The organism is Bacillus cereus group sp. MYBK245-2 (genome assembly GCF_051916145.1).
Classification (GTDB): Bacteria; Bacillota; Bacilli; order Bacillales; family Bacillaceae_G; genus Bacillus_A; species Bacillus_A pacificus.
Genome location: NZ_JBQAGB010000005.1, coordinates 202,837 through 220,048 on the forward strand (window position 1 = coordinate 202,837; position 17,212 = coordinate 220,048).

Genomic DNA, 17,212 nt, shown 5'->3' on the forward strand with positions numbered 1-17,212 from the left:
ATGATATGGCGTGGATGATTAGTGAGTTTGCAAGTGTTGGGGATGTTACGGTGCGGACGCTTCGTTATTATGACAAGATTAATTTATTAAAGCCGAGCGATTATACTGAGAGTGGGCACCGGTTATATACGAAAGATGATTTGTATGTGCTGCAGCAAATTCAATCGTTTAAGCATCTCGGTTTTTCGCTTGGGGAAATTCAAAATATTATATTGCAGCGTGATATAGAGACAGAAGAATTTTTAAGACAAATGCATTTTCAAAGGGAAGTACTTTTGGTAGAGCAAGAAAGAATTGCGAAGGTGCTATCTCATATGGATGAGATGACAAAGCAGTTTCAAAAGGAAGAACGTGTGGATATCGCTTTGTTTTCTTCGTTTTTGCAAACTTTCATATGGGAGAAAGAAAATAAAGAATGGTTAGAGGAACACTTTTCAAATGAGTGTGTTCAAGTGTTTTATAGTAATAAGGAATTAAAAGAAAAGTTTGATCGGCGATTTATGGATGTGATAGGGAAGTTGAAAAAGTATAAGGGAGAAGAGAAGGATCCGGGTCATCAAGACGTTCAAGTTACCTTGAAGGAATTTTTCAATGTAATAGAAGAGGTAACAAACTATCTTGATACACCTCAAAGTGTTAGAGAGGATATAATCCAAAAATCAAACTTTCCACTATCCGAATTCCCAACCCTCTTCACAACCGAAGAAGAAAACTATATAAAAGAAGCAATCCAGCAGTTTAACCCCTAGTTAAACTGCTTTTCAATTATAATAGAAGAAAAACCAAACGGAGGAAAATCCCATGCCAACCTACAACAAATTAATCCGAAACAAAATCCCACAAATAATAAAATCCAACGGGAAAACACCCACAACAAGAATCCTACCCGAAGACGAATACATAAAAGAAATCTGCAAAAAAACACAAGAAGAACTAACAGAATACATCGAAGCAAAAACAAAACCCGATAAACTCGAAGAACTATCCGACCTACTAGAACTAATAAACGCCCTAGCCGAACACGAGGGCACAACAATAGAAGAAATCAACAGCATCCGTAAAAAGAAAGCAGAAGAACGAGGTGGCTTCTCAGATCGAGTGTTTCTAATCGAAGTAACCGATAACTAGCCCCTCCTAAGCCCCTTACAAGCCCCTACCAAGTAATAAATCACTAAGAAAAAACATAACAAAAACAACAACAAACACCGTAGTAGTAGTCAAAAAAAAATTAAAATAACACGCCAAAAACCCGGCCAGTCTCCCATATATATTATGAAGAGGTTTTTATTTTGAACGGAGACGGGAGGAATTGGGATGGCGGTGTATCGTACTGTGCAGGTGAATTTTTGGCAGGATGATTTTGTTTTGGATTTGACGCCGGAGGAGCGGTATTTTTATGTGTATTTGCTGACTTGTTCGAAGACGACGCAGTGTGGGATTTTTCCTTTTCCGAAGCGGTTAGCTGAGATGGAGACGGGTTATAATCGGGAGACTGTTGATAAGCTTGTGCAGCGCTTCATTGATTATGGGAAGATTCTTTATGATGCGGAGACGCGGGAGTTATTCGTTTTAAATTGGCTTCGTTATAATCCTGTGACGAATACGAATGTGGAGAAGTGCGTTCTTCGTGAGCTGAAGGGTGTGAAGAATAAGGAGTTTGTACATATGTTTCTTCAGAAGTGCGTAGAGGAGGAGCTGAATGTTCCAATGCTTTTAGCACATTTCGGTATGCCGAGTGATCTGGCTGTGGATGATGTTGATCCGATTTGTGAGGAGACAGAGGAAGAAGAGGTTATAGAAGAAATGGGAAGTCGCGTGTTTTCTTTTTATGAGCAACATTTCGGTAGTTTGTCTCCGCATACTGTGGAGGAACTAAGTGCGTGGATGGAAGATTTGTCAGAGGAGCTTGTGCTGAAGGCTCTTCAAATTGCGTTTGAGAATAATAAGCGGACGGTTGCTTATGTGAAGGGCATTTTGAGAGGCTGGCACGGGAAAGGGTTTACGAAAGTTTGTGAGGTTGAGGCGGATACGGCGAGCTTTCGGAAGAAGGAGTCGTCTGTTAGTACGGGGGAGACAGAGGAGTTTTTGGCGAGGTGTGAGGAATGGGAGAAGAATGCGCCGTCTGAGGAAGAGTTGCAGCGCTTTTTAGCGGAGCGCGGGTGGCGTCCATGAGTATTCAAAATGTGGAGGCGGAAAAGACGGTGTTAGGTTCTCTATTACTTGATGGAGAGCTTATTAAGGAGTGCCGTTTGACGGAGCAGTATTTTTCTCTGTCGGTGCACAAGTCTATATTTCAGTTAATGCGAAAAATGGAAGAAGAGGGGCAACCGATTGATCTTGTGACGTTCATTTCTAGGGTAGATCCGAAGTTTTTAGAGGGGATCGGGGGAATGGAGTATTTTATAGGGTTAATGGATGGTGTGCCTACTACTAGCAACTTCTCTTATTATGAGGGGCTTGTTCGAGGTGCCTGGAAAATGTATCAGGCGGGTGTTCTCGGGCACAAAATGGGAGAGCGTCTTATTGCGGAGAAGAATGAGGGAATTATTGGTGAGACGATTACGGCACTTTGTGAGTTAGAGGAAAAGGACTGTGTATGTGAGTTTGATTTGAAGGATGCGCTAGTTAATTTATATGAAGAGCTTCATCAAGATGCGAAAGAGATTACGGGTATTGAGACTGGTTATACATCGCTAAATAAAATGACGTGCGGCTTGCAGGAAGGGGATTTTGTCGTTCTTGGTGCGCGTCCTTCTATGGGAAAGACTGCGTTTGCGTTAAATGTTGGACTGCATGCGGCGAAGTCTGGAGCGGCGGTTGGACTATTTTCATTAGAGATGAGTAGTAAGCAATTGTTAAAAAGAATGGCGTCTTGCGTAGGTGAAGTGTCAGGAGGCAGATTGAAAAATCCGAAGCATCGTTTTGCGATAGAAGACTGGGAAAAGGTGAGTCGGGCATTTGCGGAGATTGGTGAACTACCACTTGAAATTTACGATCATGCAGGTGTTACGGTGCAAGATATTTGGATGCAAACTCGTAAGTTAAAGAGGAAGCACGGTGATAAAAAGATTTTAATTATTGTAGATTACTTGCAGCTTATTACGGGCGATCCGAAGCATAAGGGCAACCGATTCCAAGAGATTAGTGAGATTTCTCGTAAGCTTAAGTTATTAGCGCGGGAATTAAATGTTTGTGTAGTAGCATTGTCACAATTGTCTCGTTCTGTAGAGTCGCGTCAAGATAAGCGACCTCTTTTATCCGACTTAAGAGAAACAGGACAAATTGAGCAAGATGCGGATGTCATTATGCTTATGTATCGAGAGGATTATTATGATAAGGAAACGATGCAAAAAGAGATAACGGAGATTCATGTGGCGAAGCACCGGAATGGGCCTGTGGGGATTTTTAAGCTGCGGTTTTTGAAGGAGTTTGGGAGGTTTGTGGAGGGGAAATAGTGAAAAGATTTGAGTATTACTTTGCATATAAAATAAAGCATAAGTTTTCCAATGTATTCACTTATGCTTTATTTTTTGAATATGTTTCTTATTTCTCCATAAAGAAAGCTCTTCTCTCTGCAGTAATCCATTGCTCCAAGTCATCTTGGCTACGTCGGACAAGGCGATTTACTAAAACATCATGCCATACATAATCCTCTAATAAGTATATATGAACGGGGTCATCTGTATAAAAAGCAATATTACGCTCTTCAAGTGATGGGCCGTAAATCATCTCTTTAGAATCTATTGATAAAATAAACCAATGTTCTGTAGAGCGAGTTTCTGTATAGGGTGTGATACGATGGGCTTCTAGATTTTTAATGGGATTTTCAACATGTAAGGTAATACCTTGTACTGTGACTTTATCAGCTACCTCAGTTAGATCCTCTTTTAACGCTTCATACATTTCATCCCACATTGAAATGACAATACGTTGTTCTGCTTTTTTTATTAATGTCTGACAGTAGCTAATGATTGTTTGATTGTCTTTTAACGTAATCACTCGATTATCCGTTTTTTCCTCGGAAGTTTCTAGTTTTTTTAATGAATCACTAATTCCTTCATAAGTAGACTGCCATTCTGATTGCGCCTTCTGTAAAAAGATTTCAACGGGTAGAGGTGAATAGCGAGTGGTGTCATTTATTTCTTCCTTCATGACAATTCCTTTTTCTACAAGGTTACCTAAAATCTCATAAATTCGCGCTCTTGGGACACCCGAATCTTTACTCACTTGATAGGCTGTGACAGGCCCTTGTTTCACAAGAGATACATAAGATTTGGCTTCATATTCATTAAAACCAATTTTTTTAAGCTGTTGCACTATGTAGTCCACTTTTTTTCCTCCGATGTTTGCTTTTATCCCGCTTTAACGGGCAGTAAGACCCCCACCCGAAAATTCAGCGGAAGCAAAGAAGTTAGGTGGTGGGGGGGCGGGCTGCTCGTAAAAGCCCGATTGGTGAGGGCTGATAATCAGTGGGGGATGAACAAAACCCCCCACTGATTAAAGTTTCACTTTATATTTCAACGTTACAATAACTCTTTACATTTAGCAAATTGATAGTTACTATTACAATAGTGACTAAAGGGGAGGCTACTAGTATGGATTTTTATTTAGACCCATCTGTATTAATGATTTTGATTGTTTTTGGATTTGTAGCTGCATTTATTGATTCAGTTGTAGGTGGTGGTGGATTGATTGCCTTACCAGCTTTATTATTTACAGGATTGAATCCAGCAAGTGCAGTAGCCACAAATAAACTAGCATCGACAATGGGGAGTGCAACTAGTAATATTGTGTTTTATCGTTCTGGTAATCTTGATTTGAAATCGGCGTTTAAATTATTTCCAATCACTTTCATAGGTTCAATAATAGGGGCGTGGACCGTTCATTTAATGAACCCAGAAGTATTGAAGCCATTAATGCTGATCATGCTTGGTGTGGTCGCTATTTATACGATATTCAAAAAGGATTGGGGAAGTATTTCCACTCATAAGAAATTGTCTGGTCGACACGTCATTATTTTTACCTTTTTTATTTTTGCTATTGGTTTTTATGATGGATTTCTAGGTCCTGGTACAGGTTCATTTTTAATGTTTGCTCTTTTATTTATTGGATATGATTTTTTAAAAGCAGCAGGTACGGCGAAGTTTCTTAATTTAGGAAGTAACGTTGGTGCATTATTCATGTTTATGTATGTAGGGCAAGTAAACTATGCGTATGGTTTTATAATGGGGATTGCTCAAATTGCTGGAGGGATTGTTGGCTCCAAATTTGCTATAAAAAAAGGAAGCGGGTATGTTCGTGCTCTCTTCATTACAGTAACTTGTTTATTGTTAGCGAAAAATCTGTATGACTATGTGCAGTAAGTAATGTAGAAAAGGTTAACTATGCAGGCTACATAAATATAATAATTCCTTGTAACATATTTTAGATGCTACCTTATTCGAAGGTAGCATCTAAAAAAATTAAGGTAAGAGGGTGAAAATAATACAAACGAATATTTTCGGGGTATGTTTATGTACTTTAGCGAAATAACTATTCCATATTCTTCTTATAATTAACCCGCAACAACCCCTTAAAATCCACCTCAGCAATCAATACACTTATTAATATAAGCGTCGCCCCTAAATATCCTTTCCCGGTAAGTGTTTCACCTGTGAAAACGAAAGCGAAGCCTGCGGAAAAGACAGGTTCTAATGAAAAAATAAGTCCGGTATGTGTAGGCGTCGTGTATTGCTGGGCGATCACTTGCACGATGAATGCGACTGCGGTGCAGAATATGCTTAAGGCTAGGATGATTAGCCATGAGTTGGTTGTGCTAGGCAGTTTGGGTGTTTCTATAATAAATGAAAAAATAAGACTAAATAGGCCGACGAAACCGAGTTGTATGACGCCAAGTGCGATTGAATTCACATGTTTCGTTACGCTGCCAGTGATGATGACGTGAATGGCATAAAATAAGGCAGACAGTATGCAAAATATATCGCCATTACCGATCTTGAATTCGCTCGTTAATGTTAATAAGCCGATTCCTATTATCGTTAAAAAGATGCCTACTATCACTTTCTTTTCCGGAATGTGTTTTAAAAATATAGCTGATAAGATCGGAATGAAAATGACTGTGAGACATAGCAAGAAACCAGCGTTAGAAACACTCGTATACTTTGTGCCGAAAGTCGCGAAAATGTAAACGATAAATAAGACAGAAGCGAGTATAAATGCATATTTTACCGTTTTAAAATCGATTTTGAATAAATGTTTGTAAAATATTAAACCTGATAAAAGAAAGGCAATAATAAATCGTAATGCGATTAAATTGTATTCTTCTATGCCTTCGAGTCCAACTTTTGTAAGTAAGATGGATGCACCCCAAAAGAATGTAACTAGTAGTAGCCCTAAATCCGCTTTTAATTGTAGTTTCATTTCTATTCCCTCGTTATGTATAAAATTTTAAATCCCATACCCCTATCCCCATTCTATATTTTAATATTAATTCTGAAAATTTGTAACTTAAATTTATCGACGTTTTATTCCATTAAAAAAAGGCTGTTTATAAAACAGCCTCTATGTATCTGAAAATCCGGACCTTGATTAAAGACTACGTAGAATCTCCAAACCTTTTCCTGTTAAATTAATTCCTGCTCTACCTCTTTTTATTTGCACATACCCTTTCATTTTTAGGAAGTTCAACCGGTGTCTCACTTGTGCTTCAGATAAATTTATTTCGACTTCTTGGCTCTTTTCAGAAATAATTCTTCTTCCGATTGCTTTTCCTTTTTCTTCATAATTCATGACGAGCGTAAGGATGAAAAGTGATTCTTGGTCAAGAGCGTTTGAACTTGAAGAAAAGGGTGTTATACCCTCGGCCTGATCACTATCTGTTTTCCTATGTGGAGGCTTTTGAAAGTAATGTTGATTAGGCAAATCATTTTTTGTTATTTGGTTTCCGGTACGGACAGCAAGCATATAATCTATCGTATTTTTAAGTTCTCGTACATTTCCGTACCATGGATATCCTTGCAGTTCTTCAATTAGTTCTTGTTCAATTTTGACTTTAGGGTCCGATAGTGCAACAAAATGTTTAGCTAATAATTCAATATCATTTCGGCGCGCCCTTAATTCGGGAAGGTGTATAAAGAGTACTTTAAGCCGATGGTATAAGTCTTCTCTAAACATATTTTCTTGAATCATTTTCAGTAGATCCTTATTGGTTGCTGCAATAATCCTTACGTCTATCGGGATAATTTGGCTTCCGCCAACACGCATAATCTCTTTTTCCTGCAATACGCGAAGGAGTCGTGCTTGAAGTTTCAGGCTAATATCTCCAATCTCATCTAAAAAAATAGTGCCACCATTTGCTTGTTCAAATAGTCCCATTTTCCCGCCCTTTTTTGCTCCGGTAAACGCTCCGTCTTCATAACCAAATAATTCACTCTCGACTAAATCATCCGATAAAGCACTGAAGTTAACAGCAAGAAAAGGACCGCTATTTCGCTGGGAAGCATTATGAATAGCACTTGCAAACAACTCTTTTCCGGTACCACTTTCACCCTCAATTAATACAGTTAAATCAGTCTTAGCTAACCTTTTTGCAATTTGTTTCGTGTCTTGAATAGTAGAGCTAATGCCAACAATATTATGAAAGTTGTATTTTGCTACATAACCTTTTTTGACAAATTCTTTTCTCAATTTACGTTCAAACCCAATGGTCTTAAGGGCATTTCTAAAAGTAACAATAATCGATTGATCATTTATATGTAGACGTTCCACTATTACATCCAAGCCGTTTACAACAAATATTCCGCTTTCTTGTTGCTTATTTGAAAGGATGAAGTTTACTAAATCAATATTATCAATAATGGCATCAATCGGATGACCAATAGCGTTTTTACTTTTTATTTTCAACATGCTTTCCAGGAATTCATTAAAGACAACAATTCTTCCTGTATAATCAATAGCTAGTATGCCATCACCAACACCATCAATAACTTGATGAAGTTGTCGATGAGCTTTAGCTAAATTCTTTGTTAAATCTACTATTTTTCGATAGTATCTCTCAGAAACGTGGTTACCTGATTCCTCCATTAAATGAAATCGATCTAGAATGGACATGATTGTAGTAATATCTATTAATCTATGACCGATATTAATTACTTTTTCTACAAAGTCAGGGATAATTTCAAGTTCGCCAGGTGTGATTGCAAGCTTGATCATTTGTATATTCGTTTTTCCAGGATAGTATGGGACATATTCAATGTGGTTCAGCCCCAATTGACGCATCGTTTCAATGGATTCGTATACTGTTTCATGATTATCATTCACATATAGTGCTTGTGTTCCTTCTGGTAAAAATAAAAGCTGGTCCACGTTTTCATAATTTAATGTTCGTTTTGCTATTATTACTTCGCAGTTTTCCCCAATAAAGTCTTTCACCGTTTCTATCGTAAATGTATTAGGTAACAAGATTAATGTAGAATGAAATACTTTTGGAATACTTTCTTCTACAGAAAAACTTTCAATATCTATGAGGTCACCTACCATCTCCGTTAGTTGTTGATGTAGGGCTTTTCGTGTTTCTTTTAAAACGGTGATCAATACAATGTGGTTGGTTTCAAATTTGTTCATAGAGCACCTCTTTAGTTGAATGGAATTGGTCTAAAGTTGGTTATTAATTGGTTATTGTGTAACCAATTAATAACCAATTATAATACATTTCAACATAGTAAACACCGATAAAGTGACGAAATATTTAAATATGTGTAAATAATCGTTTAAATTTCAATGTTGGCACGATATTTGCTTATATCAATGGTGTGTAAAGAAATAATGAAATGAGTAGAGTCGTAATTTACATATTTAATTCTTTACCACTTGCTAGAAAAGGGAGGTTAAGAGTATACAATTTCAGCAGAGAAAGACAACGAAACCATTTAAATTATGAGGTGAGAGAAAATGAAACCACTAATTGGTGTTACGGGGTATTATGTTGATCATAGTGAAATAGGGAAGGAGGGCTTACGAGGGCTACCAGGTCAGGATATGGCTATCTTTTCTTACGACTACATCCGTTCCCTTCAACGAGCAGGTGCAACAGTTGTTCTACTTCCAATTGAGGAAGTTGATCAAATTGAGTCCACACTTAATCAATTAGATGGATTGTTATTAGCTGGTGGCGCGGACATCAATCCAGTTTATTACGGTGATACTCCAAAATCGTATATAGGTACTGTAGAGGAAGAACGAGATAATTTTGAATTAAATTTGGCAAAGCAGGCTTTAGAAAAAGATATTCCTATTCTAGGAATTTGCCGAGGATTACAGGTGTTAAATGTTGCAGCTGGTGGATCTCTTTATCAAGACTTAGAGCACGAGATGGGGCCAGAATATTTCCATGTTCGAGAACAGTTCCGTAAATGGCAAGGCTCTCATTCCGTAGATCTTCTGGAAGAGGGGAAAATTTATGAGGCTATTGGCCAAAAATCTTTAATGGTTAATTCTTTTCACCATCAAGCAGTGAAAACATTAGGGAAAGATTTTGAGGCGAGCGCATGGTCCTTTGATGGTGTAATAGAGGCTATTGAATCGAAGGCTCATCGTTATGTAGCAGCGGTTCAATGGCATCCAGAAATGATGTCGGAAAGGGATGTCTTGCAGCAACGTTTATTTAACCAATTTGTAAATGAAATTAGTAAAAAGGTAGTTAAATCATAGCGTGTTATAAATAAAAGAATTGGTGGATAGCTTGGTACGTCATGGTAGTGGGGAAACCAGACTGCCGGCTGCTTGTAAAAGTAATAATCATTGGGGGAAGAACATCACCAATGATTAAAGTTTCACTTTATCCCGCTTTAACGGGCAGTAAGACCCCCCTCAAAATTCAGCGGAAGCAAAGAGAAGTTAGATGGGTGATCAACTGCCCGTAAAAGCCCGATTGGTTCAACTAATAATCATTGGGGCAAGAACACCCCCCATGATTAAAGTTTCACTTTATCCCGCTTTAACGGGCAGTAAGACCCCTCTCAAAATTTAGCGGAAGCAAAGAGAAGTTAGATGGGTGATCAACTGCCCGTAAAAGCCCGATTGGTTCAACTAATAATCATTGGGGCAAGAACATCATCAATGATTAAAGTTTCACTTTATTGCAAAGGGGATTGGTATATGAGTCAAGTGTCAGAAAAGGCGGTTTCATTCGAGCCAGAAGAAAAAAAGGAAAAAAAAGAATGGAAAATAAACGTATTTGCAATGTTACTTGTCTTGTTAGTTATTGCGGCTGTTATTACACATATATTGCCGGCCGGAAAATATGAACAGATTGAAAAAAATGGGTATACAACAGTAGATCCAAATTCATTTAAATGGATTGAATCAACGCCACTTGGATTTTTTGATACAGTAAAATCTATTCCTACAGGGATGGTAGAAGCTGCTAATATTATCTTTTTTATTCTTATTATCGGAGGGTTTTTTGGTGTATTAAAGGCATCCGGCACAGTTGAGGCTCTTGTTTCAACGATGGCAAAAAAACTTGCTAACCGTGAAAAGTTAATGATTCCTATTATCATGCTGTTCTTTGCGCTTGGCGGGTCATTAATGGGAATGGCTGAGGAAGCTTTAGTGTATGTACCTCTATTCATTCCGCTGGCTCTTGCGGTTGGATTTGATACGATAACAGGAACCGCAATGGTACTAGTAGGAGCGTCCGTCGGATTTACAACGGCAATTATGAATCCGTTTACAGTTGGTCTGGCGCAAGGGATAGCGGGTCTTCCTATGTATTCTGGGATGGGGTTCCGCCTCATTTTATTCGTAGTCATATATGTAATTGCGGTTACATTTGTCTATCGTCATGCTATGAAAGTAAAGAGGGATCCTGCAAGTGGAATTTACGGAAAATTCGATACAAATAAGCAAGACAGCTTACTAACAGCGAAAGTAGAGTTAACAAAAAGACATAAATGGATATTAACGGCCTTTTTAATCAATTATATTATTCTTGTATTTGGTGTTATTAAGTACGAGTGGTATATAAAAGAAATTGCAGCCTTATTTATTATTTTAACTATAATCATTGCAATTCTCGGCAAGATATCTCTTGATGATACTGTAGAATCCTTTACACAAGGATCGGCATCTTTAATTGGTGGCGCTTTAATCATTGGTGTATCACGCGCTATTTTAGTTGTATTGAATCAAGGGCATATTATAGACCCGCTACTGTATCAAGTGTCGGAAGGAATGGAACATATTTCTCCTTTTTTAAGTGTTGTTGGAATGTACAACTTCCAAGTAGCGATTCATTTTATTTTAGCATCAGGTAGTGGTCATGCGATGTTGACAATGCCTATCATGGCGCCACTTGCAGATTTATTGGACATTACACGCCAAACGGCAGTATTATCCTTTTCATTCGCCGATGGTATTGGAAATATTATTTTTCCAACAGGTGGTACGCTAATGGCTGGATTAGCAATTGCAGGAATTTCATGGACAAGGTGGGCAAGGTGGATTCTTCCTTTAATTCTAATTGAATACTCAATTGGTTTAATAGCAGTTATAATTGCTCATCTTATTGGTTATGGTCCGTCTTAATAAAGACTATATAACTCGGAAGCATAATTACTTCAAAACAATTAGGAAGAGCTATGGTGCGAGTTGGAACAGATGGATGTTTCCATTCGACTATTGAAAGTTCGGATTTGAAGAAGATTGGTGTGTGAGTTTCTAAAGTGAATAGGAATAATGAAAAAGAACCCAATTTCTCTATTTTATATGGAGAGATTGGGTTCTTTCGTTTTGAAATGATTATGAGAAATTTCTTATATATTTTTCATACATTCATCATGTTTCTTTCATTCTCTTCTCACGCTTAAGTTTTACACTCATATGTATCAAAGGTATAGGGAGGTAATACATTTTTTACTTATTTCAAAACGAATGATAGATGGTGGTGAACAGATGAAAAAGAATAAGCGTAAAAAAATGCGTTGGTTAAAATGGATTTTGATCCTTCCGTTACTTCTGGCATTACTATTGTTTGGATTACATAGTATGAAGTTTGATAGGGGGGAACATGAGAAGTATAAGCAGGCGGCGTATACTGTTTCTCACGATAAAGAAAGGGAAGCTTTCGTTGCTCAAAAAGAGAAGTTTCATCACTTTGAGCGACTAAATCATCATGAAAAACACTTTGAAAAAGAGTTTGGTGGTTTATTCTTTATCCCATTCTTGTTAGCGTTTGGATTTGTTCTTTTCGGTTGGTTTATGATTCGTAAGTCTGAAGGGAATATGGTTAAAAAGTGGACAGGCGTATTGCTCCTTGTTATTGGTGTATTACCAGTCCTTCCGATCCTTGCATTTGTTGCAGTGATTGTTTGGGCATATAAAAAGTGTAAAGAAAAAAGAGTGGCAACTGATATAGAGTTATACAGCGATTTCCAAGTACAAAAACAGGTAGATATTTTAGATCAATGGGAACGTAATATTCGTAAGGAGGAGAAGTAATAATGGGTATTTTAAAACGTATTAAAAGTATTGTAGTGGCAGATGTGCATGAAACGTTAGATAAACTGGAAAATCCCGTGAGCATGTTGAAGCAGTATCTTCGTGAAACAGAACAGCAAATTACGAAAGCTCAAAAAGCACTTTCTCACCAATATTATTTAGAAAATAAATATGAAGCATTAATTTCAGAGACGGATGCTCTTATCGCGAAGAGAACTCGTCAAGCTGAGCTTGCAGTATCACGCGGAGAAGATCATATGGCGCAGTTAGCCCTGCAAGAAAAAATTTCAAATGAGAAAAAAGCGGAACTGTATCGCAAGCAGTACGAAATAACGAAAGAGCAAACGGCGAAACTGTATGAACAGATTGACAAACTTCAAGAGAAATATGAAGAGTTACAATATAAAGAACTCGTTCTTGTTTCCCGATTAAATGCAGCGCGAGCAATAAAAGAGAGTCATGCAGCAATTGATTCTTTCCATACAGAAAGTACGGCGAAAGGCTTTTCCCGCATTGAATCGTATGTACAAAAATTAGAAGCAGAAACAGCTGCTAGTAGCTATTTTTATAATTTGAAGGCTCCTAATCAACAAGAATTGTTAGACCAAAATTTGCAAGAAGAAGTGAAGCGGGAGTTGGAGAAGTTGAAAGAGAATAAATAGTATGTAAAAAGCCCATTTCATATGGGCTTTTTTTATCGATAAAATTATTCTTTTCCAAACTGAAAAATATCCCGGTTAATAAGTTGATGGAAGTGCCTATCCATTTCTGCTGCAGAAACTTTCCTTTCATTTTTAAACCACCATGCGCTTAATGAGGTGATTGCCCCTGAATAAAATTCAATGATTAAATCATTTGGCAGCGTATGATTTTTACAAAGTTGATTTAACGCTTCTATTTCTTGTTTTCTCGTTTCGTGGCTTAAATATTGTGCACGGCTAATAAATTGTTCATCAGACATTTGCGTTTCTAATATTTTACCGATTTCTTCATGGTGTAGAAATTGTTCCATTACTTGAAATGGTTTACTTAATCGATCTGAGACCGGTATTTCAGCAATCATCTTGCCATATCGTTTAAATCCAAAGGCTAATAAAGCATCTTTATCTTCAAAGTGTTTATAAAAGGTTGTTCGGTGTACCATTGCGCGGTCACATATTTGGTTAATTGTGATCGTACTATATTTCTGTTTTGATTGCGTCATTAATTCAAATAAGGAATCCCATAGTAATTTATGTGTACGTCTAATACGTAAATCAAGTTGTTTTTCATTATCATTCATCTACAATTCTCCTTTTTTGTAGATTAAATATACAGTGGCTGAAAATTGATTCTCCCTTTTTAATCTACATATGTATATTATATTACATGTGTTCAGGTATATTTAAAGTTTTTTAAGTAAGAAACAGGAGGAGAATTTGCAAATGAATATGACAACTAACAGCCCTGCAGGTGGCAAAGTTGATACTTCTAATATGAAACATACCCCCATTTTAATTGCATTACTTTTAGGGGCAATGGTTGCATTATTAAACGAAACATTACTTGGTAATGCATTAACGGTATTAATGAAAGAATTTGACGTAACAGCTTCAACGATTCAATGGCTTTCTACAGCATACATGTTAGTAGTTGGAGTTTTAGTCCCGATTACAGCGTTACTTCAGCAATGGCTCACAACGAGACAAATGTTTTTAATCGCTATGGTAACATTTTTAGTCGGTACATTAATTGCGGGATTCGCACCGACATTTTCCGTTTTATTAGTCGGCCGTATCGTCCAAGCTGTAGCGACGGGGTTAATTTCACCGTTATTAATGAATACGATTTTAATTATTTGTCCGCCTGAAAAACGTGGTGCCACAATGGGATTAATCGCACTTGTGATGATGTCCGCTCCAGCAATTGGTCCTACATTATCTGGAGTAATCGTCGATTCACTCAATTGGCGCTGGTTATTCTATATTGTTATTCCTATCGTAATCATTTCAATTATGATTGGGATGAAGTACATTCAAAATGTTTCAGAGTTAACAAGGCCAAAAGTAGATTATCCATCTATCCTTTTATCGACATTAGGATTTGGCGGGCTTGTGTATAGCTTTAGTGCATCAGGTGACTTAGGATGGTCCGATGCGAAAGTATATGGTGCTTTAATTGTTGGGCTTATCTCATTATGTATTTTTATCGTGCGACAATTGAAAATTGAGAATCCAATTTTAGAATTACGCGCATTTAAAGTTCCGATGTTTACATTATCAGTTGGATTAATTGTCATTGTGATGATGTCGTTATTTTCAACGATGACTTTATTACCGATGTTTCTGCAAACAGTTTTACTCGTTACAGCTTTTAAATCAGGAATTATCATGCTTCCGGGAAGTATTATTAGCGCCATAATGGGACCAATTGCAGGTAAACTATTTGATAAATTTAGTCCGAAAGTTATTATCGTTCCCGGCATTGTGTTAGTAGGGGTTGCAATGTTCTTATTTAAAGGCATTACGCCTGACACATCAATGGTACAAATTATTGTCATGCATAGTGTATTAATGGTTGGACTCATGTTTGTCATGACAGCACAAACATATGGTTTAAATCAATTAACACCAGATTTATATCCGCACGGAACAGCACTATTTAGTACGTTGCAACAAGTAGCTGGCGCCATTGGTACGGCTATCTTTATTTCAAAAATGTCTTCAGGAACAGCTAGCTATATGGAAAGCTCTGCAAATCCAATGGACCCAGTAGAGAAGTTAAACGGTTTAACATCTGGATTCCAAGGTGCATTTACACTTGGATTAGTCTTTATCGTTGTTGCATTTATCGTATCGCTATTCTTAAAAGAAGAGAAAAAGGGAGTAGAAGTCGCGGGGGTTTTACAGAACGAGAATTAAGGTTTATATAAAAAGACATCTTTACGATTAAAGATGTCTTTTTATATTTCTTTCGTAACATCATACCTTAGCAACTCTCCCTGATCATAAAACCTCTCAAAAATAAGCCCCATAATATAGAAGAATACTAGACCAAAACAAATATGAATAATTGTAAAAGTAGCTCCAAATGAAGAAAATTCATACACGAGAATTGGCAATTTCGCAGTTGTCCAAACGCCTAAGAAAAATACGATGTACCGAATGCTTGCACCTTTTTTTAATAGTAGTGCTGCGATTGGAAAGGCGACATAGAGGGGACCAGCTGCAATGCCTCCTAATAATAGAGAAAATAAGATTCCGTATATACCTGATTTTTTGCCCATATATTTCATGAGCGTTTCTTTTTTCACCCACTGATCAAGTAGCCCTACAAATAGTAAGACAGGGGGGAGGAGAAACAGCATATCTAAAATGCTATTTCCTGTTAGTTGTAATGCACTCCATCCTAAAGATTGATTTATAAACGTTAATATGAAGAGCCCGAGTAGTAAGACGAAAAAGAAGCGATATCTTTTTAGTTCTTTCATACCATCACCATCCAAATGATATAGGAGAATAGAAGAGACATGAGCAAAGCAGCTGCATTACGTGCGTAAGCAAAGCTTCGTCCGAATATTTTTTGTTCCATCGGTAAAGTTGTAAGTCCTACTGACATGAGGGTAGACATAAGTGCCGCAACTTGAGGTAGCCCTGCACCGTGTTGAACTAACGTATGACCGAGAGGAAATACAACAAAGCTTGGAATAAGTGCAATGGATCCAAGTATTGCTGAATACATAATACCTAACACTCCGGACTGTTCTCCAATGATAGAAGAGATAAAGGACGGCGTTAATATAGAAAGCGATAAGCCAACGAAAAGCATGATGGAAAGCATCGCAGGGAGAAGGTTGCGAAACATTTTCCACGATTTCATTAGAGCATCTTTCGTTTTCTTGCGGTCCTTCATAAAAGAAATCCCCGTAAGAATAATGGCTAAAGTATAAAGAATTACGCCGTTAATCATGGTCGGATTCCTTTAAGTCTTTATATTTATCTAAGAAAAAGGATAAGTTCTTCATTTTTTCTTCAATATCCATTTGAAAATCTGCCAGTTGTTCCTTTCCAGCAGGCGTAATTTTGTACATCTTTCTCGGTTTGTCTTGATGATCTGTGCTTACATAAGATTCAATTGCACCTTCGTTTTCTAATTTTTTTAGTGTGCGATATAAAATGGCGCTATCGATTGGATTGACGGGAAGTTCTTCCTCGCACTTTTGCAATAATTGTCCGCCATAGTTATCTCCTTCGGCTAGAAATAATAAAAGAAATGCGCCTGTATGTCTTCCTGTATGTTTCATGGGTCTTCCTCCTAGAATGAATTAGGATTTATACTGTTAATGACAGTATACTGTTGTTAACAGTATATGGTGTGTGAAGTGTTATGTCAATTTTAAAAATTGTAATTTTCGAGAGAAAAACTCACAATCACGCTTTTTCAAATATTCGAGTGAAATCCTGTATTTTGGTATATTCAAATAGAACTGCCCTTGGTTCATATTTTATGAAGCCACTGGAAGTAGCTCCGTTGATATCTCTATTAAGCCCAAGATTTCAAAAAGAGTTGTTTTTTTCCATTCTCGCTAACTTTTCTTTCGTTTTTAAATCATCACGCGCTTAATACGGTGATTGCTTCTAAACAAAATTCCATTATTCAATCGTTTGGCATCGCATGATTTTTCCAAAGTTGCTGTAATGTTTATTACAGCACTTTATGTTTGATAAAAAATCAC

General features: G+C 37.2%; 17 protein-coding genes. 10 read left to right on the forward strand and 7 right to left on the reverse strand.

Going from position 1 to position 17,212, the window contains the following annotated elements:
* Window positions 1-5: 5 nt before the first annotated feature.
* The 4 genes from ACTFRN_RS11550 to dnaB all read left to right on the forward strand — a co-directional run bounded on the left by ACTFRN_RS11550 (window position 6) and on the right by dnaB (window position 3,455).
* Window positions 6-749 (forward strand): MerR family transcriptional regulator, encoded by a 744-nt coding sequence (locus ACTFRN_RS11550; RefSeq protein ID WP_088106490.1) that lies wholly within the window; start codon window positions 6-8, stop codon window positions 747-749.
* A 52-nt stretch (window positions 750-801) separates the two neighbouring features.
* Window positions 802-1,128 (forward strand): nucleoside triphosphate pyrophosphohydrolase, encoded by a 327-nt coding sequence (locus tag ACTFRN_RS11555; RefSeq protein ID WP_049111129.1) that lies wholly within the window; start codon window positions 802-804, stop codon window positions 1,126-1,128.
* A gap of 186 nt (window positions 1,129-1,314) precedes the next feature.
* Window positions 1,315-2,172 carry a DnaD domain-containing protein gene (locus ACTFRN_RS11560; protein WP_049111128.1) on the forward strand — a complete coding sequence of 286 codons (858 nt, stop codon included), beginning with the start codon at window positions 1,315-1,317 and terminating at the stop codon, window positions 2,170-2,172.
* Window positions 2,169-3,455, forward strand: a complete 1,287-nt coding sequence (dnaB, locus tag ACTFRN_RS11565) for a replicative DNA helicase (protein ID WP_140383345.1) — start codon at window positions 2,169-2,171, stop codon at window positions 3,453-3,455. The genes ACTFRN_RS11560 and dnaB overlap by 4 nt, the downstream gene beginning before the upstream one ends.
* Before the next feature lie 88 nt (window positions 3,456-3,543).
* Here the strand turns inward: dnaB and ACTFRN_RS11570 are convergent, their stop codons facing one another.
* Window positions 3,544-4,329, reverse strand: a complete 786-nt coding sequence (locus tag ACTFRN_RS11570) for a TrmB family transcriptional regulator (protein ID WP_000384602.1) — start codon at window positions 4,327-4,329, stop codon at window positions 3,544-3,546.
* A gap of 266 nt (window positions 4,330-4,595) precedes the next feature.
* On the opposite strand from ACTFRN_RS11570, the gene ACTFRN_RS11575 reads away from it, so the two are divergent.
* Window positions 4,596-5,363, forward strand: a complete 768-nt coding sequence (locus ACTFRN_RS11575; RefSeq protein WP_014893262.1) for a TSUP family transporter — start codon at window positions 4,596-4,598, stop codon at window positions 5,361-5,363.
* A 169-nt stretch (window positions 5,364-5,532) separates the two neighbouring features.
* On the opposite strand, the gene ACTFRN_RS11580 is transcribed toward ACTFRN_RS11575, so the two are convergent.
* A complete protein-coding gene (locus tag ACTFRN_RS11580; RefSeq protein ID WP_088106488.1) occupies window positions 5,533-6,420 on the reverse strand; it encodes a DMT family transporter in 888 nt (295 codons plus the stop codon).
* Window positions 6,421-6,588: 168 nt separating this feature from the next.
* On the reverse strand, window positions 6,589-8,622 hold the full coding sequence (locus tag ACTFRN_RS11585) for a sigma 54-interacting transcriptional regulator (protein WP_001031769.1): 2,034 nt from the start codon (window positions 8,620-8,622) through the stop codon (window positions 6,589-6,591).
* Window positions 8,623-8,949: 327 nt separating this feature from the next.
* Here ACTFRN_RS11585 and ACTFRN_RS11590 point away from each other — a divergent pair, with 327 nt between their 5' ends.
* The 4 genes from ACTFRN_RS11590 to ACTFRN_RS11605 all read left to right on the forward strand — a co-directional run bounded on the left by ACTFRN_RS11590 (window position 8,950) and on the right by ACTFRN_RS11605 (window position 13,160).
* A complete protein-coding gene (locus tag ACTFRN_RS11590; RefSeq protein WP_014893261.1) occupies window positions 8,950-9,708 on the forward strand; it encodes a gamma-glutamyl-gamma-aminobutyrate hydrolase family protein in 759 nt (252 codons plus the stop codon).
* A 447-nt stretch (window positions 9,709-10,155) separates the two neighbouring features.
* Complete coding sequence (locus ACTFRN_RS11595; protein ID WP_000084612.1) at window positions 10,156-11,586, forward strand: YfcC family protein; 1,431 nt, start codon at window positions 10,156-10,158, stop codon at window positions 11,584-11,586.
* Window positions 11,587-11,952: 366 nt separating this feature from the next.
* Window positions 11,953-12,498: a hypothetical protein gene (locus tag ACTFRN_RS11600; RefSeq protein WP_014893260.1), complete on the forward strand. Its 546-nt coding sequence runs from the start codon at window positions 11,953-11,955 to the stop codon at window positions 12,496-12,498.
* Window positions 12,499-12,500: 2 nt separating this feature from the next.
* Window positions 12,501-13,160: a PspA/IM30 family protein gene (locus ACTFRN_RS11605; RefSeq protein WP_000511936.1), complete on the forward strand. Its 660-nt coding sequence runs from the start codon at window positions 12,501-12,503 to the stop codon at window positions 13,158-13,160.
* A 44-nt stretch (window positions 13,161-13,204) separates the two neighbouring features.
* On the opposite strand, the gene ACTFRN_RS11610 is transcribed toward ACTFRN_RS11605, so the two are convergent.
* The gene (locus ACTFRN_RS11610; protein WP_000999301.1) at window positions 13,205-13,780 is read right to left on the reverse strand and encodes a TetR/AcrR family transcriptional regulator; all 576 of its coding nucleotides are present in this window, start codon (window positions 13,778-13,780) and stop codon (window positions 13,205-13,207) included.
* A gap of 142 nt (window positions 13,781-13,922) precedes the next feature.
* Here ACTFRN_RS11610 and ACTFRN_RS11615 point away from each other — a divergent pair, with 142 nt between their 5' ends.
* Window positions 13,923-15,398, forward strand: a complete 1,476-nt coding sequence (locus ACTFRN_RS11615; RefSeq protein ID WP_001057568.1) for an MDR family MFS transporter — start codon at window positions 13,923-13,925, stop codon at window positions 15,396-15,398.
* A 41-nt stretch (window positions 15,399-15,439) separates the two neighbouring features.
* Here ACTFRN_RS11615 and ACTFRN_RS11620 read toward each other — a convergent pair whose 3' ends face one another.
* The 3 genes from ACTFRN_RS11620 to ACTFRN_RS11630 are packed head-to-tail and all read right to left on the reverse strand — an operon-like array spanning window position 15,440 to window position 16,780.
* A complete protein-coding gene (locus tag ACTFRN_RS11620; protein ID WP_139303001.1) occupies window positions 15,440-15,967 on the reverse strand; it encodes a permease in 528 nt (175 codons plus the stop codon).
* The gene (locus ACTFRN_RS11625; protein ID WP_088106487.1) at window positions 15,964-16,446 is read right to left on the reverse strand and encodes a hypothetical protein; all 483 of its coding nucleotides are present in this window, start codon (window positions 16,444-16,446) and stop codon (window positions 15,964-15,966) included. Before ACTFRN_RS11625 ends, ACTFRN_RS11620 begins: the two co-directional genes overlap by 4 nt.
* Complete coding sequence (locus ACTFRN_RS11630) at window positions 16,439-16,780, reverse strand: PadR family transcriptional regulator (protein WP_000683187.1); 342 nt, start codon at window positions 16,778-16,780, stop codon at window positions 16,439-16,441. The genes ACTFRN_RS11625 and ACTFRN_RS11630 overlap by 8 nt, the downstream gene beginning before the upstream one ends.
* Window positions 16,781-17,212: the final 432 nt, after the last annotated feature.